We start from the raw sequence: 22,835 nt of genomic DNA on the forward strand, positions 1-22,835 counted from the left end.
GATTTAAAATTTTAAAATTATAAATATGAAAAATATAAAAAATAACATTCTGTTAGTTATTATTATGACAGGATTTTTAGTGAGCTGTAGTACAGACTTTCTAGAAGAAAAGACTGAGTTAAATCAAGCAACAACTCAGATTTATGAAGATGAAAATTTGTCAAGAACATACATTAATGGTTTATATAAACTTGTTGTAGCACCAAATGATAAAGATTTATCTAATTACCATCTTATGGCATTTATTCATGGGAACGAATCTTTATTTGGATCAGCAACTGATGAAAAAGGAGATGAGAATGATTTAAATAAAGAGTATACCTCGATTTTAAATACAAATAATCATTGTTTAAAATCTATATATAGTAAGAGTGTGGATAACGATATATGGGGTATGATCAGATATTGTAATGAATATTTTGATAATGTAGATAATTATGAAGGGCTTAGTGATGAATTTAAAAATACAGCTAAAGGTCAGTTTTATTATTTTAGAGGGCTTCTTTATTTTGAATTGGTAAGATTGTATGGTGGTGTACCAATAATTACAACAAACAAGACTGAATTAGATATAGAAATACCTAGAAGTAGCTCAGGAGAAGTTATCAATCAAATTGTAGCGGATTTAGATATGGCAGAAGCATTATTGCCTACCTCATGGAGTGGTAGTGATTATGGTCGTGTAACAAATTTAAGTGCCTCTGCTTTAAAAGGACGTGTGTTATTAACTTGGGCAAGTCCTCTTTTTAACAGAACTGATGATCAAGCTAGATGGCAACGTGCTTATGATGCCTGTAAATCAGCATATGATGTTTGTACAGCTGCTGGAAAAGGGTTGAACCCAGATTGGAAAAACATGTGGTTTGAAGAAGAAGGGAATCCAGAAGCTATTACGGTTGTTGGATACAACAATCATGATGATTCTGATAGAAAGAATAATGCTAACGAAAGAAAAGCACGTTCTAGAGCAGCAGGAGGAGATGGAAGTATTTCTCCAACTAAAAATATTATGGATGCATTTCCAATGAAAGATGGTACAGCTTATGATCCTAACAGTAATCTTAATGATTTTTATAAAGATAGAGATCCAAGATTTTATAATACGTTTTCATATAATGGATCTATTTGGCCTTGGAGTCAAGAGCCAGAATGGAAAAACTGGACTTACTATTGGCATGATGAAGCAGGAGGAGATCCTGAAAATTCTACCGAACAGGATAACAATGCGACAGGAGTCTATTTAAGAAAATTTACTAATGATAATTTTGAATATGATGATGACGATAAGTTTAGATATAGCGGAACAGATTATATGGAATTTCGTTTTGCAGAAGTAGTTTTAAACTTAGCAGAAGCAGCAGTTGGAATTGATAATTTATCAGAAGCTAAAGGTTATTTAAAAAAGATTAGAGAAAGAGCTGGTATAGAGAATAATGATGGAGACTATGGTTTGTCTGCTGTAAGCTCAAGAGATCAACATTTTGCGGCTTGTATTAACGAAAGAAAAGTAGAATTAGCATATGAAAATAAACGTTTCTTTGATTTAAGACGTTGGTTACTTTTTAATGATAATTTTGGTACTGTAACTCAATTAAATCAAACACCTATTGATGGAATTAGAAGACAAGGATATTATGTTGTTGTTAAAGATTATGTGGGAAGTGATGATCCTTTAAAAGGAGACATTATTGATAGAGATGCAGATGCTTCTAATTACCCTGCAGGTGTAACAACTTATGAAGAATATGTAGATTATTTATACGATAATTATTTTGAGGTTGTTGTTAGAGATGATGTAGATGATAATGGTTTTTCTTTTACATGGTATGATGAGTATTACTTTTTTGGAATTTATGAAGATGCTCTTAAAAAATCACCATATTTAAAACAAACTCAAGGATGGGGTAACGGATTTGGAGCCGGTGTTTTTGATCCTTTAGCAGAATAAACGTTATTCAAAATAATTATTTAAAATATAGAAATTACCTGTATCCATATTAAATACAGGTAATTTTTTTAATTATTCCAATTTGTTTTCAGATTCAAGATGTTCATTTACACTAAGAAAATAAATTTTACTGCCAACTAAAAATAAACTTTATAATATTTATAAATAGGTGTAAGCCACTACATCGAATACAATAAAAACAAAAATGAATAAGTTTAATTTTATTTTAATAATCCTATTTCTAGGAATTACAAATGCTTATGCCCAATATCCAAAGCTTACAGATGAGGATAGAGCTAAAGAGAAAGCTATTAAAGATGAAGCTTATAAGCACTCAGACGAGGCTTGGGAAAAAGCTAAAATTATAGTTCAAAAAGAAGCTAGGGAAGGAAAACCATATATTCCTTGGGCAGGACGACCAACAGATTTGCCACAAGCAAGTATACCTGCTTTTCCAGGTGCTGAAGGAGGAGGCATGTACACGTTTGGTGGTCGTGGTGGAAATGTTTATACAGTTACAAGTTTAGCAGATGATGGACCAGGTTCTTTACGTGAAGCATGTGAAAAAGGAGGAGCAAGAATTATTGTATTTAATGTTGCAGGGATAATTAAACTTAAAACTCCATTAATTGTTCGAGCACCATATATAACCATTGCAGGTCAAACTGCACCAGGAGATGGGATTTGTGTTTCAGGCGAATCGTTTTGGATAGATACACACGATGTTATTATTCGCCACATGCGTTTTCGTAGAGGCGATACGTTTGTTGGTAGAAGAGACGATGCTATTGGTGGTAATCCAGTTGGAAATATCATGTTAGATCATATTTCAGCAACTTGGGGATTAGACGAAAATATGTCTATTTATCGCCATATGTATAGTCCAGGAGCCGATTATAAAGATGAGAAAAAACCGACCGTTAACATTACTATTCAAAACAGTTTATTTGGTGAAGCTTTAGATACGTATAATCATGCTTTTGGTAGTACTTTAGGTGGTGAGAACTGTGCGTTTATTAGAAATATGTGGGCTAGTAATGCTGGAAGAAATCCTTCTATAGGGTGGAATGGTATTTTTAATTTTGTGAATAATGTGATGTTTAATTGGGTACATCGTTCTGTAGATGGGGGAGATTATACAGCTAAATACAATATTATCAATAACTATTTTAAACCAGGTCCATTAACACCTAAAGATGCTCCTATAAGTTATCGTATTTTAAAACCAGAAGCTGGTAGAAGTAAACTAGATACTATGGTTTATGGTCGTGCTTATGTTAAAGGAAATATAGTAGATAAAAACCCAGCAATCACAAAAAATAATTGGGCAGGTGGTGTACAGATTGAAGGTAAAGATGGGGAGCTTTTGAGTTTTAAAGATGCTAAACCATATTTCGATTATATGAATGCGAGTACTCCTTTCCCAATGCCTTGGTTTAAGGAAATTATGTCTGCAGATGAGGCTTACAATTTTGTGATTAATAATGCAGGAGCAACATTACCAATAAGAGATGTTGTGGATACAAGAATAGCAAGAACAGTTAAAACAGGAGAGCCAGAATATATTAAAGGACTAGATCCAGATTCTTTTTATCAATTTAAACACAGACGCCTTCCTAAAGATTCATACAAAAAAGGAATTATTACAGATATTTCTCAAGTAGGTGGTTATCCTGAATACAATGGAACACCTTATCAAGATTCAGATAAAGATGGGATGCCAGATAAGTGGGAAGAAAAATATGGTTTAAATCCAAATGATGCTTCAGATGCAAATGGAGATAAAAATAAAGATGGTTATACTAATATTGAGGATTATATAAATGGTAATAATCCAAAAAAATATAAGGATTGGACAGATTTAAAGAACAATGAAAATTCTTTAAAAGAGCGATTACTTCAGTAATAATAAGTAAAATAAAAAACATGTCAATTAAAAAAATAAGTTTAAATATTGTATTTTTTACGTTAGTCATAGTGGGTTTAAATGCACAACAGCATCTAGACCCAGAGTATATAAAAGTTACAAAAGGTAGAGCTTCAAAAATTGTAAAAGAACTTGAGTTGTCTGATTCAGAAAAAGAAGCCGCAGTAATAAGTGTTATTGCAAAACAATATCAAAACTTGAGTAAATTTCAAGACGAAAGAGATGCAGAAATTGACGCATTAAAAAAAAATAAGCTTTCAAAAGAAAAGCAAAACAAAAAAATAGATAAGGTAAAAGCTAAAGCAAATAAATCAATTGAGAAGTTGCATAAAATATATCTTAAGCAGTTATCGGTTCATTTAAATGAAGAAAAAGTTGATGCTGTTAAAGATGGTATGACTTATAGTGTTTTGCCAAAAACATATGCGGCATTTTTAGAAATGATACCAAGTCTTTCTCAAGAGGAAAAGGATTATATATACAACAATTTAAAAGAGGCTAGAGAACAAGCCATGGATGGTGGTTCATCTAAAGAAAAGCATGCTTGGTTCGGAAAATATAAGGGAAGAATTAATAACTATTTGTCGGCAAGAGGATATGATTTAGAGAAAGAAAGAGATGGATGGTACAAACGAATAGAAGAACAAAAAAACAAGTCTGAATAACAGCTGTTTTAGTTAAAAATTGGTTAAAGATTTAAATTCTCATCATGCAAAATTCAAGTATTTATTCATTTAAAAGATTATTGCCGTTAATAACCTTTACTGCTGTATTTCAGTTGGCATTTGCTCAATATCCAGAAATACCTCATGATCTTCAGGCGAAAACAGATACAGTATTAGCGAAAGAAAATGTTAGACTGCATAAAATATGGGAAGATAATTATCATATTATAGTTGAAGAAGCCAAGCACGGTAAGCCGTATATTCCATGGGCAGCCTATCCATCCGATTTAATAAAAGCCGATATTCCTGCATTTCCAGGAGCAGAAGGTGGTGCTGCGTTTACACCTGGTGGTCGTGGCGGAAAAATATTTGTAGTCACCAGTTTAGAAGATTCAGGCAAAGGTACTTTTAGGGAAGCTTGTGAAGCAGTAGGAGCCAGAACCATTGTTTTTAATGTTTCTGGAATAATTCAATTGAAAAAGCCTATTAGTGTGCGAGCGCCTTATATTACAATTGCAGGACAAACAGCACCAGGTAATGGTATTTGTATTGCGGGAGAATCGGTATTATTAGATACACACGATATTATTATTCGTCACATGCGTTTTCGTCGTGGTGCTACCGATGTCACTAGACGAGACGACGGTTTGGGAGGCAATGTTATTGGTAATGTTATTATTGATCATTGTTCGGTAAGTTGGGGATTAGATGAAAATATTTCATTATACCGTCATCAATTTCAGGCTAATAAAAAATCAAAGTTAGAAAAATTACCAGCGGTAAATGTTACCATTCAAAACACGATTTCATCTGAAGGTTTAGATACTTATAATCATGCTTTCGGAAGTACTATTGGAGGTTTAAATAGTACCTTTATTAGAAATTTATGGGCTAATAATATTTCTAGAAATCCATCTATTGGGATGTACGGTAGTTTTAATTTTGTAAATAACGTGTTGTTTAACTGGTGGAATCGTTCCTTAGATGGAGGCGATTATCGCTCCATGTTTAATATTATAAATAATTATTTTAAACCAGGCCCAATAACACCAGAGGATAAGCCAATTCGTTACAGAATTTTAAAACCAGAATCAGGTTACATGGAGCCTAAAACCTTTGGTCGCGCTTATGTTTCTGGAAATTATGTTGTGGGATCTCCAGAAGTTACTGCTAATAACTGGGATGGCGGCGTTCAAATTGAAAACAGATTGCATACAGAAGCTAAAGACTATTTAGAGCTTATCAAGCAAGACAAACCATTTGAAATGGCACATCTTACTATAATGGATACCCAGAAAGCTTATGAATTTGTTTTAAACAATGTAGGTGCTACGCTTCCTAAAAGAGATGCTGTGGATAAACGTATTATTAATTATGTTAGAACGGGAAAGATAACTTATAAAGAAGGTTTAGAAAATACGATTGGTAAGGAGTTTATTAAAAGAAGATTACCTGCCGATTCTTATAAAAAAGGCATTATTACACACCCAGACCAAGTTGGTGGATACCCAAATTATTCTGGGAAATCTTATAAAGATTCTGATGGCGATGGCATTTCAGATAAATGGGAGAAAAAATATGGATTGAATCCTAAGGATGCTTCCGATGCTAATAAAGATTTAAATGGCGATGGCTATACTAATATTGAAAAATATATTAATGGTATCAATCCATTAGAAAGAGTCGATTGGACAAAAATAGAAAATAACACCGATACGTTGGCAAAATTACCAAACGGATTGTTACAATAAATAAACACTTAAAAGCTATTATGTTGCGATTTAAAGATTTAAAACATATTGTTTTTCAATTTGATATGAAGCTGTGTTTAATGGTGCTGGCTTTCTTTTTTTAATACCTCAGGTTTTTGCTCAAGCAAAGTTTCCAGATATTGTAAAAAATGAAAAAGGAAAAGTTACACATGTTGCAGATAGTTTAGGGAATAAAATTCCCGACTTTTCTTTTGCTGGTTATCAGGCTTCAGAAGTACAAATTCCAAATGTGGAAGCCCAAATATTTGTGCCAAAACAAGTAACAGATGCAACAGAAAACATTCAGGCAGCTATCAATTATGTTAGTAGTTTAAAACCCAATGCTTCTGGATTTAGAGGAGCCGTTTTGTTAGATAAAGGCATTTTTAAAATTGATGGTACTTTATACATAAAACAATCTGGAGTGGTGTTGCGTGGTAGCGGAAACAATATAAATGAAACCGTGCTTTTAGGTACGGGTATTAAACGCGAAGCTATTATTAGTGTATTTGGAGTAAACGATAAAAAGTTAAAAGATACTTTGAGTTTTAATATAGATTATACACCGCTTGGAGCTCAAAAGATTCAATTGAAAGACGCATCAAAGTTAAAAGTTTTAGATGATATTATCATTGAAAAACCTTTAACTCAAAATTGGATTGACACCTTACAAATGAATGAATTTGGAGGAGAAACTGGTTGGATAGGTTGGAAAACCAGAGACTGGGATATCACTTGGAATCGTGTGGTTAAAAGTATAAAAGGAAACGAAGTTACTTTAAATGCGCCTTTAACAATGGTTCTAGATGATACTTACGGAAAAGCTCAAGTGATTTCTTATTCTTGGCCAGGTAGAATAGAGCAAATTGGAATTGAAAATTTAAGTATACAGTCCACTTTTGATGCTTCCAATAGTAAAGATGAATTACATAGGTGGTTTGGAGTTACGATGCAGTATGTTAAAAATGCTTGGGTTCGTCAAGTTAATTTTAAGCATTTAGCAGGTGGAGCAGTTTCGTTATTAAAATCAGCACAACAAATTACGGTTGAAGATTGTATAGCAACTGAGCCTATTTCTGAGATTGCAGCATTTAGACGACATACATTTTATACGGAAGGTGAACAAACTTTATTTCAGCGTTGTTATTCAGAAAATGGATATCACGATTTTGCAGTTGGAGGTTTTGGAACAACAGGTCCGAATGCTTTTGTGCAATGTGAATCGTATTTGCCGTTTAGTAATAGTGGTACTATTGGTAGTTGGGCAACGGGTGTATTATTCGATGTTGTGAAAATTGATGGTGGAGCTTTAGGTTATGAAAATAGAGAACAAAGAGGAAGAGGTGCTGGTTGGTCTGCTGCTAACAGTGTGATTTGGGAAACTTCGGCTTCGAAAATAGGATGCTATAGTCCGCCAACAGCTCAAAATTGGGCGTTTGGTGTTTGGGGAGGAATTATGACAGGAAACGGTCATTGGAAAGACGTGAATAATCATATTACGCCGAGAAGTCTATTTTATGCGCAATTGGAAAATCGACTCGAACAGCTTCCATTTAATGCGTTTGTATTTGATACAGGTTCTGAACCTTCTTCAAGCCCAACGATTGAGCAAGCTGAACAATTAACAAAAGAAGCTTTAAAACCTGTGGTGATTCTGCCAGAATGGATCAATCAAGTTTCAAAACAAAATGTCATTCCTACACATTCAGAAAATGTAAAATCCATTAAAGATTTAAAACTAAAGCCTTTCCGCGAAAGCGAAAACAAGAAGGCTTTAAAAGTAGAAATCAAAAATGGTTGGCTTACTTTTAATGACCAAGTTATAATTGGAAATCAATCAAATGTACAATGGTGGCGAGGCAGTCTTAGAGATCATGATATTAGAAATGCTTCTTCACATGTAACTCGATTTGTCCCAGGAAGAACAGGCGCTGGTTTTACAGATAATTTACAAGACGTTGTAACTAATTTTTCAAAAAATAATACCATCGCTTTAGAACATAATTACGGATTGTGGTACGAACGCCGTATGGACGATCATGAACGCACGCGTAGAATTGATGCTGATGTTTGGCCACCATTTTACGAACAACCTTTTGCACGAACTGGAACCGGATTAGCTTGGGATCACCTAAGTAAATATGATTTAACAACTTACAACGATTGGTATTGGACTCGTTTAAAATGTTTTGCTGATTTAGCGCAATCTAACGGACAACTATTGATTAATCAGCAATATTTTCAGCATAATATTATAGAAGCTGGCGCACACTGGTCGAGTTCACCTTGGCGTTCAGCAAATAATGTAAATAATACAGGGTTCCCAGAGCCACCGCCATATGCTGGTGATAAGCGAATTTTTATGGCAGAGCAATTTTATGATGTAACAAACCCCGTTCGGAAAAAATTGCACCAACAGTTTATTAGAAAATCATTAGAGAATTTTGATGGAAATAGTAATGTTATTCAATTAACAAGTGCAGAATATACAGGACCTCTTCATTTTATGGAATTTTGGTTAGAAGAAGTTCAGAAATGGAAAGACGAAACGGGTAAAAATGGCATTATTGGTTTAAGTGCTACAAAGGATGTTCAAGATGCTATTTTAGAAGATGATAAGTTTACAAAAACAGTCGATTTAATAGATATTCGTTATTGGCATTACAGAGAAGACGGTACTGCATATGCGCCAGAAGGGGGTAAAAATTTAGCACCAAGACAGCATGCTCGTAAAATGAAAACAGGTAAAGAAACCGAAGAGCAAGTATATAGAGCTATAAAGGAATATCGTTCTAAATATCCTGAAAAAATAGTATTATATTCTACTAACGCATCACCAAGGTTTGGTTGGTCCGTTCTTATGGCAGGAGGTTCATTGGCTAATATTCCTAAGATAAAAATCCCTGGTTTTTATAAAGCTTTAGCTGAAATGAAAGTAGATGAAAATCAAAATGTCAACAGTGATTTTTGGACTTTAAAAGCTAGTGGAGATAGCTATTTGTTTTATTTAAAAAATACCAACAAAATTAATATAGATTTATCTGAATCTAAAGGAAGATATCAAGTTTTCTGGATAGATACTAGTAGTGGAGACGTGATTTCTACAAATAGCATTCAAGGAAAATCAAAGCACTTGCTATCAAATCCAACGAACAAAAAAGTAGCTGTTTTTATAAATAAGAAATAAACTAAATAAGTATGATAAGAAATAAAAAACTCTTTAAAGTTTTTACAATTTTAGGTATCGTTAGTTTGATAATATCCTGTAAAGAATCAAAAAAAGAAACTATAAATATTGAACCAGAAGTGGCAGGTATACAAAAGCTTGAAGTTTCAAACAATGGACATTATTTTCAAACGGAAGATGGAAAACCTTTCTTTTGGTTGGGTGATACGGGTTGGTTAACTTTTAAAAAGTTGAATCGTGATGAGATTAAAACGTATTTTCAAGATAGAAAAGCCAAAGGGTTTAATGTGATTCAAATTATGACATTACATTCCGAAGAAATGACCAATATTTATGGTGATTCGGCTTTAGTAAACAAAGATGTTTCCAAACCATTAATTACAGAAGGGAACGATTTCGAAAATCCTGAAATGTATGATTTTTGGGATCATGTAGATTATGCTTTAGATGTTGCAGAAGAAAATGATTTATATCTAGGTATGGTGCCAATTTGGGGTACATCTGTAAAAGGAGGCAAGGTTAATTTAGAACAAGCAAAGGCCTATGCAAACTTTTTAGGAGATCGATTTAAAGATAGAAGAAATATTATTTGGTTAAATGGAGGCGATACCCCTGGTGAGGAAAATACTGAAATTTGGAATGCTATAGGGAGCATTCTTAAATCGAAAAACCCTCAAGCTTTAGTAACATTTCATCCCTTTGGACGTACCGATTCTTCCGATAATTATCACGATGTATCTTGGTTAGATTTTAATATGTTTCAATCGGGGCACAGACGATACGATCAAGAAACCGAAGGAAAAATGTATGCTCAGGACAACTACAAATATGTTAATGTAGATTTCAATTTAAAACCTACCAAGCCTACTTTAGATGGTGAGCCTTCGTATGAAGGTATTCCGCAAGGTTTACACGATACATTACAACCGTTGTGGACAAACAATGATTTACGTCGTTACGCATATTGGTCTGTTTTTGCAGGTGGAGCCGGTTTTACTTATGGACATAATGCTGTAATGCAAATGTTTAGCGCTGGCGATAATCCCGCTTATGGAAATAAAAAACTATGGATTGATGCCATAAACGACCCTGGAGCACAACAAATGAAGTTTGTAAAAGATTTAATTCTGAAATTCCCATATTTTAATAGAATTCCTGATGCAACTTTAATTGCAAATCAAGGCGAAAAGTATGATTATTTGGCTGCTACACGAGGTGAAGATTATGCTTTAATTTATACCTACAATGCCCGAAACATATCTATAAATATGGGTAAAATTAAAGGCGAAGAAGTTGAAGCTTCATGGTACAATCCTAAAAATGGAGCGATTACTAAAGTCGGAACTTTTAAGAATGAAGGTATTCAGGAATTTAAGCCATCGGGAGAACCAATTGATGGTAATGACTGGGTATTAATTTTAACTTCTAAACAATAGTATTTTGAATTTTAAAAAAAATTATATAGTATTTTTTACTTGTTTGGTAACAGCTTTTTCAACGTTGCAAGCAAACACGACCAGTGGCTGGATTAATATTTTAGAAGCTGGTGGGAATAATAAAGGAGAACTTTGTACAGAAGCCATTCAAAACGCCATAAATGAAGCAAATGCTTCTGGAGGTGGAACCATTTATTTTCCAGCAGGAAATTATTTAACGGGCGCTTTAAAACTAAAAAGCAATATTGTTATCCATTTAGAAGCTGGTGCTCTTTTAAAATTTTCAACCAATTTCGATCATTATTTACCCTTTGTCGAATACCGTTGGGAAGGCACTGTTTTAAAAAGTTTTTCACCTTTACTTTATGCCAATAATCAGGAAAATATAACCATTACAGGTCGTGGCGTTATTGATGGGCAAGGTGAAGCTTGGTGGAAGGAAATTTGGCGTATCGAATCTTCTAAAGAAAAACTAGAACTTACCAAGTATCAGAAAATGACTCAGGAAGCAAATGCTAATGTAAAGACAGAACCGTATTACGAAAGAACCAGAAGTTATCTATTTCATAGACCACCATTATTTCAAACGTACCATTGTAAGAATATTAGAATTGAAGGCGTAACATTTCAGAACTCACCTTTTTGGACTATTAATCCAGCATTTTGTGACAATGTAACTATTGATAATGTCACGATTTTCAATCCGTATTCACCAAATACCGATGGGATTAATCCAACATCATGTAAAAATGTTCATATTTCAAACTGTCACATAAGTGTTGGAGACGATTGTATTACAATCAAATCTGGTAGAGATGCCGATGGTAGAAAATATGCAACACCAACAGAAAATGTCACAATTACCAATTGTACCATGTTGAGTGGTCATGGTGGCGTGGTTATAGGTAGTGAGATGTCTGGTGGTATTAAAAAAGTAACGATAACTAATTGTGTATTTGATGGTACCGATCGTGGGATTCGTATTAAAGCCGCGCGTGGACGAGGTGGTGTTGTCGAGGAAATAAGAGTGTCTAATGTGGTTATGAATAACATAAAGCAAGAAGCTTTTATGCTGAATTTGTTTTACGATAAAAACACAGTAGTAGAGCCAGTTACAGAGCGTACCCCCATTTTTAGAAACATTCATATTAGCAATGTTACGGCAACCCATGTAAATACAGCTGGGCGTATTATAGGAATTCCAGAAATGCCGATTCATAATATCTCATTTTCAAATGTTAATATAGAAGCTAAAGAAGGTTTTAATCTAACTACGGCTTCCGATGTGGAGTTTCATGATGTAAAGATAAATACAACATTAGGGGCTTCATTTAAAATTGAAGCGTCTAAAAACATTATATTAGATAATGTTGCCACATCGTCGCCATTGAAAAACACACCTGTTGTGAAATTAAATAATGTATCAAATTTGATGTTAAATAATTGTTTTCCTATGAATGCAACTGATGTTTTTTTAGAAGCAGATGGTGCACAAACTAAAAATATTTATTTGAAGAATAATGTTTTTTATAATGTGAAAACAGTTTTAAAAATGGGAGAATCACTTCAAAGTGAAATTAAAATAGAATAATAAAAGTACTTGCAAATATGAAAAAAGGCTTGTTTTTAATATTAGTTTCAGTGGTTTTTAGTTGTGCTTCAAAAAAAGACATCTACTTGTTTACATCCTTTAGAGAACCAGCAACCGATGGTTTGTATTTGGCTTACAGTGAAGATGGTTTTTATTGGGAAGATCTTAAAGGACCGTATTTAAAACCAGAAGCTGGAGCGAGTAAAATCATGCGTGATCCGTCAATAGCTAAAGGTAAAGATGGTGTTTATCATATGGTTTGGACTACCGATTGGAAAGGTGGAGATGGTTTTGGATATGCGAGCTCAAAAGATATGATTCATTGGAGTGAACAACAATACATTCCGGTAATGGCACATGAACCTGAGGTTGTCAATGTTTGGGCACCAGAAATTTTTTATGATGATGTTGAAGATCGGTATATCATTATTTGGGCATCAACCATTCCATTTCGTTTTGAAAAAGGTATAGAAGAAGAGAAAAATAATCACCGTATGTATTATGTAACGACGAAAGATTTTAAAACCTTTTCAGATACTAAATTATTCTTAGATCCCGGTTTTAGTGTGATTGATTGTGTAATCGTAAAGCGAGGACAAGATGATTACGCCTTAATAATAAAAGATAATACAAGACCGAATAGAAACCTGAAAGTCGCTTTTGGAAAAACACCTTTAGGACCGTTTGAGAATGTTTCAGAACCCTATTCGGGCTACCTTTCAGAAGGACCAACCGTATTAAAGCAGAACGGAAAATATATTATTTATTACGATAATTATGGTGAGAAAAATTATAAGGCAGTTCAAACTTCAGATTTTAAAACTTTTGAAGATATAAGTGCTCAAATAAGATTACCCGAAGGCCATAAACATGGTACCATAACAACGATTTCAAAATCTGTTTTAAAAAGTTTAATAGAAAAAAGTAAAACTATAAATGACTAAATTAAATACAAAAATGAAAAGCGGAATCATATTAATTGTATTACTGTTTACTGTGTTTTTTACTCAGGCACAACAAGATACTTTAAAATATGTTGGCTCGACTTTGTCGAATATAGATTATCATCACGGGCAATTAAGTCCAGCTGTAGGTGTTCATGCGACTCAAATTATGAGAGCGAGTCGTGAACATCCAGAAAAGTCGGATGGTTTTGGGTGGACATACAATCACGCACCTAATATAGCGTATTGGAACAATACCTTTTTTGTACAGTACTTAAGTGACCCTGTTGGAGAACACATTCCACCAAGTCAATCTTTTTTACAAACCTCAAAAGATGGTGAAAATTGGAGTTTTCCAGAAGTGGTTTTTCCTATGTATAATATTCCAGATGGTTACGTAAAAGAAGGTGTAAATGCGGTAGCCAAAAATTTAAAGGCCGTTATGCACCAGCGTATGGGCTTTTTTACATCATCGGATAATCGTTTTTTTACATTGGCTTATTATGGAATCGTTATGGAGCCGCATGATGATCCTAATGATGGTAAAGGAATAGGAAGAGTAATTAGAGAAGTTTATAAAGATGGCAGTTTTGGACCAATTTACTTTATTCGTTATAATAAATCATGGGATGTTTCTAAATCTGCTTATCCATTTTATACAAAAAGTAAAGATAAAGGATTCAAAAAAGCATGTAAAGAATTATTGGCCACACCTTTAATGATGCAACAATGGGTTGAGGAAGCCGATAGAGATGACCCTTTAATTCCGCTTAAAAAAGAATATAAAGCCTTTAGTTATTACCATATCCCAGATGGAAGAGTTGTTGGTTTGTGGAAACATGCCTTAACATCTATGAGCGTGGATGATGGTAAAACATGGCAATATGACGCTTTAAGAGCACCAGGTTTTGTGAATAGTAATGCTAAAATTTGGGGACAAAAAACTTCAGATGGTCGTTTTGCAACGGTTTATAATCCTTCAGAATTCCGTTGGCCGCTTGCCATTTCAACTAGTGATGACGGATTGAATTATAACAATTTATTTTTAGTGCATGGTGAAATATCCCGAATAAGATATGGAGGTGCATATAAATCTCATGGCCCACAATATGTGCGTGGTATTGTAGAAGGAAATGGAACGCCTCCAGATGGTAAAATTTGGTTAACCTATAGCATGAATAAAGAAGATATGTGGGTAGCTTCAGTTCCTGTTCCTGTAACAAGTATTGTAAATGAAGATGTTAAAGATGTTTTTAGTAAGCTTCCTAATGGTAAAGAATTAGAATTTTGGAATACTTATAACTTGTCTTGGGCTTCTGCTAAAATTGAAAACAAGAATAATGAGAAATGGCTAACATTGCGAGACCAAGATCCTTTTGATTATCCTCGTGTAGAGCGTGTAATTCCTTTTGCTGAAAAAATGGAAGCGACTTTCACAGTAATTCCAGAACAAAATAATCATGGAATAATGCAGGTAGAATTCCAAAACAAACAAGGCATGCCTGCCATTCGTTTTATATTCGATTCAGACGGGAATTTAAAACACAAAGCAGGCTATAGATTGAGAAATATTATGCCATATGAAGCAGGAAAAGAATATGCAATTAAAATTTCTTTAAATGCCGATTCACGATCATATACGTTTAGTGTCAATGGAGGAAAGGAAATTAGAGGTATATTTTTTCAACCAGTAGATGGTATTTCACGCATTATGTTTCGAACAGGAGAGCAACGCCATTATCCAAACCCAGATACACCAGTAGATACTCCTGATTATGATGATGTACCTTTTACGGGAGCATCTATTCTAGAAGCTGTATTTAATATTAAATCATTGATGACTAAAAAGCTATAATTTGAAAATTTTTAAAGCCATATTGATTCTTGTTTCAGTGTTTACAGCATGTAAATCTGTTGAAAATTCTAACCATGTTGAGGTTTCTAGTTTAACTTGTGAAATGGTGAAAAATCCATTAGCAGTAAATAGTGAAACACCTAGGTTAAGTTGGCAATTAGCTTCAAAGGGAATTAATGTTTTACAAAAAGCGTATCAAATTATAGTTTCAACTTCAGAGGAAAAATTAGAAAATAATGTAGGTGATGTTTGGGATAGTGGAAAAGTAATATCTAACCAAAGTCAGTTAATTCCCTATAGCGGCGCAGCTTTAAAAAGGGAAACAAAATACTTTTGGAAAGTTAAGGTTTGGAATCAAGATAACATAGCTTCAAAAGCCAGTGCGCCTGCATTTTTTAGGTTAGCCCCAGAAACTTCAAGTTTAAATCCGACATGGATTGGAGCCATTACTAAAGCCAATAGTCATTTACCAGAAGGCAGGCATTACCATACAGCGACTTTCAAAAGAGCTAAAAAAGATTCTATTATTAATGCATCCGATTCCTTGTCTCGACGAAGTATTATGTTGCGTAAACCGTTTTCAGTTTCAAAAAAAATTAAAGATGCCGTTGTTTATATTTCTGGTTTAGGACATTATGAATTATCGCTTAACGGAACAAAAATTGGTAATAGTGAGTTTGCACCGCTTTGGACCGATTATGATAAGTCGGTGAATTATAATGTTTACGAATTAGATGAGAATCAATTCCAAAATGGAGAAAATGTACTTGGCGTTGTTTTAGGAAATGGGATGTACAATATGCTGGCCAAACGTTACTCGAAGTTTTTTGTGAGTTTTGGTCCGCCAACTTTATTCTTAAAATTAAAACTGACTTTTGAAGATGGTTCAGAAGATATTATAAATTCGGATGTAAGTTGGAAATATTCAAAAAGCCCTATTACATTCAATAGTTTGTTTGGCGGTGAAGATTACGACGCCAATCTAGAACAAAAAGGTTGGAATGCTTCTGGATTTGATGATACGCCATGGGGAGGAGTTGTCTTGCAAGAAGCTCCAAAAGGAAGTTTAAAAGCACAACAAGCGCCACCAGTTTCTATTCAGAAAAAATATAAAGTAAAAGACGTTAAAGAACCGATTGATGGCACTTATGTGTTTAATATGGGGCAAAATTTATCGGGTTTTCCAACTATAAAAGTCAAAGGTTCAAAAGGACAAAAAGTGACGCTTTGGGTTGGTGAAGGTTTGAAAGAAGACGGTACCATTAGTCAAGGACGCTCAGGTAAACCTTATTATTTTCAATACACGTTGAAAGGGGATGGCGTTGAAGAATGGCAACCAAAATTTAGTTATTATGGCTATCAATACATACAAGTAGATAGTGTTAATTATAAAGATGAAAAGAACTCTAAACGTCCTACGTTATTAGATATTACATCAAATTTTATTTATAATGATGCTGGTGAAGCGGGTACTTTTGAATGTTCGAACGATATTTTTAATAAGGCACATGAGTTAATAAACAATGCGATTAAAAGTAATTTTCAAGCGGTGTTGACGGATTGTCCGCATCGTGAAAAATTAGGTTGGTTAGAAGAAGCGCATTTAAACGGACCCGGATTAATTTATAATTACAATTTGGAAACATACATTCCGAGCATCATGAAAAACATTGAGGATGCACAACGCGACAATGGAATGATTCCAACCATTGCTCCAGAATACGTGGTGTTTGGTGGCGATTTTACCGATTCTCCAGAATGGGGTGTTACAGGTGTTATTTTACCATGGATGTATTACGAATATTATGGTGACGATAGTTTAATAAGAGACTACTATTCAGTCATGAAACGTTATATTGATTATTTAACATCTAAATCTGAAAACTACATTTTGTCTTATGGTTTAGGTGATTGGTACGATTATGGAGAGCATGCTGCTGGATATTCAAAGAACAGTCCCATTGCGTTATCTGCAACCAGTCATTATTATTATGCGGCTCATTTATTTGCTAAAGCAGCAAAGCATTTAAATAAAACCGAAGACATTGCTACATACGAAACCTTAGCTTCAGATATTAAAACGGCTTTTAATACCGAATTTTTTAATGAAGAAACCAAACAATATGGTACGGGAAGTCAGTTTAGTAATGCCGTTCCTGTCTTTATGAATATTGTTGAGTCTCCATATAAAGAGGCGGTTATGAATAATCTTTTAGAAGATATAAAAGCTAGAGGTTACCGTTTAACAACGGGCGATGTTGGTAATCGTTATTTGTTTCAAGCTTTGGCAAGAAATGATGAAAATGAGGTGATGTATAAAATGAATAATCATTATGATACACCAGGTTACGGATTTCAAATTCAATTCGGATTAACCACTTTAACAGAGCAATGGGATCCACGGAAGGGTAATTCATGGAACCATTTTATGATGGGACAAATTGAAGAATGGTTTTACAGAAGTTTAGCGGGGATTGTTCCAGATGAAGCCAATCCAGGGTTTAAACATTTTTTCATAAAGCCAGAATTAGTGGGCGATTTGTCGTTTGTAAAAGCGAGTTATAAATCGGTTTATGGAAAGATTGTTTCAGAATGGGAAAAGAAAGATGGACAATTAATTTTAAATATTGAAATACCACCAAATACTTCAGCTTCAGTAATAATACCAGTGTCTAATGTGGCGCACATGAAAGTTAATGGAGAATCTTTTACAGAGTTAAATTTAGTTGAAGATAAATCAGGATTTACATTAGGTTCTGGGATTTATAAAATTGAATGTTCATTATAAAAGCAATAAAAAGTATGATGAAAATAAGAAAAATACATAAGAAGTTTTGGTTCGTATTGCTCGTGTTTTCGTTTGCAAAACTTACAGCACAAACATCTGATACCAATTTTGAAACGCCAGTAATTGAAACGATAAAAAAAATAGAATCTGTTTTCAATGTTAAAATCGAAGATGATAGACATTTGTTAAAAGATATAACACTGGAATATGCCGATTGGCGAATAGAGCAAGGTCGTTTAGAAGTGTCTTTAGCAAATGTGTTAGCTCCTTTTAATTTAACAACCTTCAAACAAAAAGATGGATCTTATACTGTTAGAAAGTTTCAACATCATAAAGTCTCAGAAGCTAAGGCACAAAGGCGTTTAAATTATTTAACTCATTTGTATCACGATAAAGAGGAATGGGAAACTCGAAAAGCAGAATTAAAAACCTGCATGATATCAGCTTTTGGTATAAATAAAGCTCCAGCAACACCAATTTCTAAACCTATTTTAACAAAGAAAAGAAAGTTTGATGGTTATAGCGTACAAAATATAGCTCTAGAAATTCTTCCAGGGGTTTATACAACAGGTTCTATTTATAAGCCATATCCTCTTAAAAATGATGCTGCTATTATTATAACACCTAATGGTCATTTTGGAAATGGTCGTTATCGAGAAAGTGAACAAATACGTTGTGCAATGTTGGCTAAAATGGGTGCCATTGTAGTGAATTTCGATTTGTTTGCTTGGGGAGAATCTCGATTACAATTTTCTTCGGAAACGCATAGAAATAGTATAGCGTCTACCATTCAAGTGTTAAGTGGTATGCGATTGCTAGATTATGCAGCAACACTTAAACATGCCGATGTTTCTCGTGTTGGCGTTACTGGTGGTTCTGGTGGTGGTTCTCATACCATGTTTTTAGCGGCATTAGATGATAGAGTTACGGTATCGGTTCCAGTGGTTATGGTTTCTGCAAATCATTCTGGAGGTTGTCCTTGCGAAAGCGGACGAGGTATTCATTTATGTGGTAACGGAACAAATAATGCTGAAGTTGCGGCTATGGCTGCTCCAAAACCACAACTCATTATTTCAGATGGAAAAGATTGGACACAAGCAGTACCAGAAATAGAGTTCCCTTTTATAGAAAGAACTTATGGTTTTTATGACAAAAAGGATTTCGTTAAAAATGCACATTTTAGAAATGAAGGGCATGATTACGGGCACTCAAAACGTATGGCTATGTATCCATTTATGGCAAAATATTTAAATTTAGATTTGAGTAAAGTAAAAAATGATAATGGAGAAATAGATGAGTCAACTTGTACTATTGAAACCTACGACGCTTTATATGTTTTTGATAATAAAGAAGAAAATTTACCAGAAAACGCTTTAAGAGATATTGATAAATTATACGCGTTATTTGGAGAGAAAAATAATAGAGTTTATGAAAAATAAATGTCATATTGTTTTTGGTAATTACGCAAAATCAAGGTTGTTAAGTAGTAAAGAACTTAATCTTCCAGAAGAAAATATCATTGACTTGAATGATGATTTTAGAGTCGGACCAATACAAAATCTCAATAATGATGCAGGAAGAGCTAAAAGAGATGCTTGGTTTCTTTCCAATATCTCTTGTAATTCAATGGATCCATCAAGAAGTCAGAATCTTAGAAAAATTGAATTAATAAAGCAAGGTTTTATCGATGGAGATCTTTATATCTGGTCTGGTAGTAGTGCTCTAGATATAATATCGTTCAGTGAACTTTTATATGCATTGAAAGATTTTAATCTTAATATATTCACATCTGATTTTTTGAAAATAAAATTGGAGCGAGAAGATGGTTCGTTTTATGTTCCTGATAGTATTTCAGTAGTATTACCACAACATATTCATGTCATTGCAGACCATTTTAAGCCGTTGTCCCAAGGGAATCGAAATGATTTAATTTATTTATGGGAACGTTTGGTTAAGGAAAATGATCTAGTAAGAGTTCTTGGAGAGGATTGTAAAATAAAGTCAGTTAAAGAAAATTACTTTGATGAGGCACTTAAAAAGCCTTGCAAAGAAGAACTTCAAAAAGCAGCTCGTGTTATAGGCTGGACGTTAGTTAATATTAATTTTAATGCTAGTGATTATACACTGAATTGGCGTTTAAAAGAATTAGTTAAAAAGAACGAATTAACGTTTGAAGGCGAATTAAAAGATATTAGAGATTATCAGGTAAAATTGGTTTCAGCCAATTAATATATGATAACCAATAATTAAGGTCATAAAAGATGAAATTGAAATTAAAAAAATATGTGTTTTGTAGTTTAATTGCCATTTTAGGAATTCAAACTGTTTCTTCACAATCTTCTCATGTATTAAAACTTTGGTACGATGAACCAGCAGAAATTTGGAACGAAGCATTACCATTAGGAAATGGCCGATTAGGAGCTATGGTTTTTGGCGATCCCGCAATAGAGCGATTACAATTAAATGAAGAAACCATTTGGGCAGGTTCACCAAACAGTATTGCGCATGATAAGGCATTAAAAGCGCTACCTAAAGTACGTCAGTTAATTTTTGATGGAAAATATGCCGAGGCACAGGCGATGGCAACATCAGATATTCGTTCGCAAACAAATAACGGTATGCCATATCAAACCTTTGGAAGTGTGTATGTATCGTTTCCAGGGCATCAAAATTATACCAATTATTATCGTGATTTAGACATTGAAAATGCTACTGCAAAAGTAAAATACACCGTTAATGGTATTGAATATACACGGGAGATTTTAACAGCATTTTCAGATGATGTCATTGTTGTTAAATTATCAGCAAATAAACCTGGAGCAATTACTTGTAACGTGTTTATGAATAGTCCGTTTGATAAAACAAAAACAACTACTGAAGATAATGAAGTAACACTATCTGGAGTGACAAGCACCGTTGAAGGACAAAAAGGACGTGTGAAGTTTCAAGGGCGAATGGCTGCTCGACATGTAGGCGGTGAAATATCAGTTAAAAATGGAATTATCAGTATTGATAAAGCAAACGAAGTAACCTTATATATTTCTATAGCAACCAATTTTAAAAATTATAAAGACATTACCGAAGATTATGTAGCAAAAAGCAAATCGTTTTTAGATAAAGCTATTGATAAGAATTTTGAAACCATTAAAAAAGCACATGTAGATTATTATCAGAAGTTTTTTAACCGTGTCTCTTTAAATTTAGGAACTACAGCTGTTTCAAAAGCAACAACAGATGTACGAATTCAGAAATTCGATAGTCAATTCGATCCGGAATTGGCATCTTTATATTTTCAATTTGGACGTTATTTATTGATTTCGTGTTCGCAACCTGGTGGGCAACCAGCTAACTTACAAGGCATTTGGAATGATATGTTATTTCCGCCATGGGAAAGTAAATATACCATGAATATTAATGCCGAAATGAACTATTGGCCAGCAGAATTAACCAACCTATCTGAAATGCATGAACCATTTATTCAAATGGTAAAAGAGGTTGCAGAAACAGGGAAACAAACAGCAAAAATCATGTACAACGCGAACGGTTGGGTGTTGCATCACAATACAGACATCTGGCGTATTACAGGGCCAATAGATAATGCGGCTTCAGGAATGTGGCCAACAGGAGGAGCATGGGTTTGTCAAGATTTGTGGGAGCGTTATTTGTATACTGGTGATGAAGCTTTTTTAAAAGAGATTTTTCCATTAATGAAAGGAGCTGCACGTTTCTTTTTAGATTTCATGATTCCCGAACCAGAAACAGGATATTTAGTAGTGGTGCCGTCTAATTCGCCTGAAAATACGCATGCAGGTGAAGATGGCAAATCAACCATTACAGCAGGGACAACGATGGATAATCAATTGGTTTTCGATTTGTTTACCAATGTTATGAAAGCGTCAAAAATATTAAACACAGATAGTGCTTTTGTAGAAGAATTAAATGTTGCGCTTTCTAAAATGTCGCCAATGCGAATTGGTAAACACGGACAATTACAAGAATGGATGAAAGATTGGGACGATCCTGAAGATCATCACCGTCACGTATCACATTTATACGGGTTATTTCCAAGTAATCAAATATCACCATTTAAAACACCCAGATTATTTGAAGCTGCAAAAACGTCATTAAAATTCAGAGGCGATGAATCTACAGGTTGGTCTATGGGTTGGAAAGTAAATTTATGGGCGCGTTTATTAGATGGTAATCATGCTTATAAATTATTGCAAGATCAGTTGCATTTAGTGACTGCCGATCAAAGAAAAGGCGGAGGAACTTATCCAAATATGTTAGACGCACATCAACCTTTTCAAATAGATGGTAATTTTGGTTGTACAGCAGGTATTGCAGAAATGTTGATGCAAAGTCAGGAAGGTGCGATTCATTTATTACCTGCATTACCAAGTGTTTGGAAAGAAGGCAATGTAAAAGGATTAAAATCTAGAGGGGGTTATGAAATCGATTTATCTTGGAAAAACAATAAAGTTTCAGTGCTAACAATAACATCAAAATTTGATGGAAATTGTAGGTTAAGATCTAAGTCGCCATTAAAATTTTCTAACGGAAAATCGCTTAAACGAGCTAAGGGCGAAAATTCAAATGCTTTATTTTTTAATGTTGAAGTAAAAGCTCCAATTATCTCAGAAAAAGCAGAGATTAAAAAATTAAAACTTCCGAAGTATTACGAATATGATGTGCTAATGAAGGCAGGAAAAGCATATACTTTTTACGGAAAATAACGATTAC

13 protein-coding genes are annotated in these 22,835 nt (G+C 33.9%); all 13 read left to right on the plus strand.

What is annotated here, in order from left to right; genetic code table 11:
- The first annotated feature begins 25 nt into the window (after positions 1–25).
- The 13 genes from RHP49_11155 (at position 26) to RHP49_11215 (ending at position 22,828) form a co-directional block, all read left to right on the plus strand.
- Positions 26–1,948: a RagB/SusD family nutrient uptake outer membrane protein gene (locus RHP49_11155; protein ID WNH11461.1), complete on the plus strand. Its 1,923-nt coding sequence runs from the start codon at positions 26–28 to the stop codon at positions 1,946–1,948.
- A gap of 205 nt (positions 1,949–2,153) precedes the next feature.
- The gene (locus RHP49_11160; protein WNH11462.1) at positions 2,154–3,854 is read left to right on the plus strand and encodes a polysaccharide lyase; all 1,701 of its coding nucleotides are present in this window, start codon (positions 2,154–2,156) and stop codon (positions 3,852–3,854) included.
- Positions 3,855–3,874: 20 nt separating this feature from the next.
- Positions 3,875–4,540, plus strand: a complete 666-nt coding sequence (locus tag RHP49_11165; GenBank protein WNH11463.1) for a DUF3826 domain-containing protein — start codon at positions 3,875–3,877, stop codon at positions 4,538–4,540.
- 44 nt (positions 4,541–4,584) lie between these two features.
- Positions 4,585–6,291, plus strand: a complete 1,707-nt coding sequence (locus tag RHP49_11170) for a polysaccharide lyase (protein ID WNH11464.1) — start codon at positions 4,585–4,587, stop codon at positions 6,289–6,291.
- A 73-nt stretch (positions 6,292–6,364) separates the two neighbouring features.
- Positions 6,365–9,478 (plus strand): DUF6298 domain-containing protein, encoded by a 3,114-nt coding sequence (locus RHP49_11175; protein WNH11465.1) that lies wholly within the window; start codon positions 6,365–6,367, stop codon positions 9,476–9,478.
- Positions 9,479–9,489: 11 nt separating this feature from the next.
- The gene (locus tag RHP49_11180; protein ID WNH11466.1) at positions 9,490–10,914 is read left to right on the plus strand and encodes a glycoside hydrolase family 140 protein; all 1,425 of its coding nucleotides are present in this window, start codon (positions 9,490–9,492) and stop codon (positions 10,912–10,914) included.
- A 4-nt stretch (positions 10,915–10,918) separates the two neighbouring features.
- Positions 10,919–12,505, plus strand: coding sequence for a glycoside hydrolase family 28 protein (locus RHP49_11185; GenBank protein WNH11467.1), 1,587 nt, complete (start codon positions 10,919–10,921; stop codon positions 12,503–12,505).
- A 17-nt stretch (positions 12,506–12,522) separates the two neighbouring features.
- The gene (locus RHP49_11190; GenBank protein WNH11468.1) at positions 12,523–13,449 is read left to right on the plus strand and encodes a glycoside hydrolase family 43 protein; all 927 of its coding nucleotides are present in this window, start codon (positions 12,523–12,525) and stop codon (positions 13,447–13,449) included.
- A gap of 13 nt (positions 13,450–13,462) precedes the next feature.
- Positions 13,463–15,304 (plus strand): six-hairpin glycosidase, encoded by a 1,842-nt coding sequence (locus tag RHP49_11195; protein ID WNH11469.1) that lies wholly within the window; start codon positions 13,463–13,465, stop codon positions 15,302–15,304.
- Position 15,305: 1 nt separating this feature from the next.
- On the plus strand, positions 15,306–18,092 hold the full coding sequence (locus RHP49_11200; GenBank protein WNH11470.1) for a glycoside hydrolase family 78 protein: 2,787 nt from the start codon (positions 15,306–15,308) through the stop codon (positions 18,090–18,092).
- Between the two features lie 14 nt (positions 18,093–18,106).
- Positions 18,107–19,531: an acetylxylan esterase gene (locus RHP49_11205; protein ID WNH11471.1), complete on the plus strand. Its 1,425-nt coding sequence runs from the start codon at positions 18,107–18,109 to the stop codon at positions 19,529–19,531.
- Positions 19,521–20,321 (plus strand): DUF3658 domain-containing protein, encoded by an 801-nt coding sequence (locus RHP49_11210; GenBank protein WNH11472.1) that lies wholly within the window; start codon positions 19,521–19,523, stop codon positions 20,319–20,321. Before RHP49_11205 ends, RHP49_11210 begins: the two co-directional genes overlap by 11 nt.
- A gap of 32 nt (positions 20,322–20,353) precedes the next feature.
- The gene (locus RHP49_11215) at positions 20,354–22,828 is read left to right on the plus strand and encodes a glycoside hydrolase family 95 protein (GenBank protein WNH11473.1); all 2,475 of its coding nucleotides are present in this window, start codon (positions 20,354–20,356) and stop codon (positions 22,826–22,828) included.
- The last annotated feature ends 7 nt before the right edge of the window (positions 22,829–22,835 follow it).

The sequence above is a fragment of the Flavobacteriaceae bacterium HL-DH10 genome (assembly GCA_031826515.1).
Taxonomy (GTDB): Bacteria; Bacteroidota; Bacteroidia; order Flavobacteriales; family Flavobacteriaceae; genus Thalassobellus; species Thalassobellus suaedae.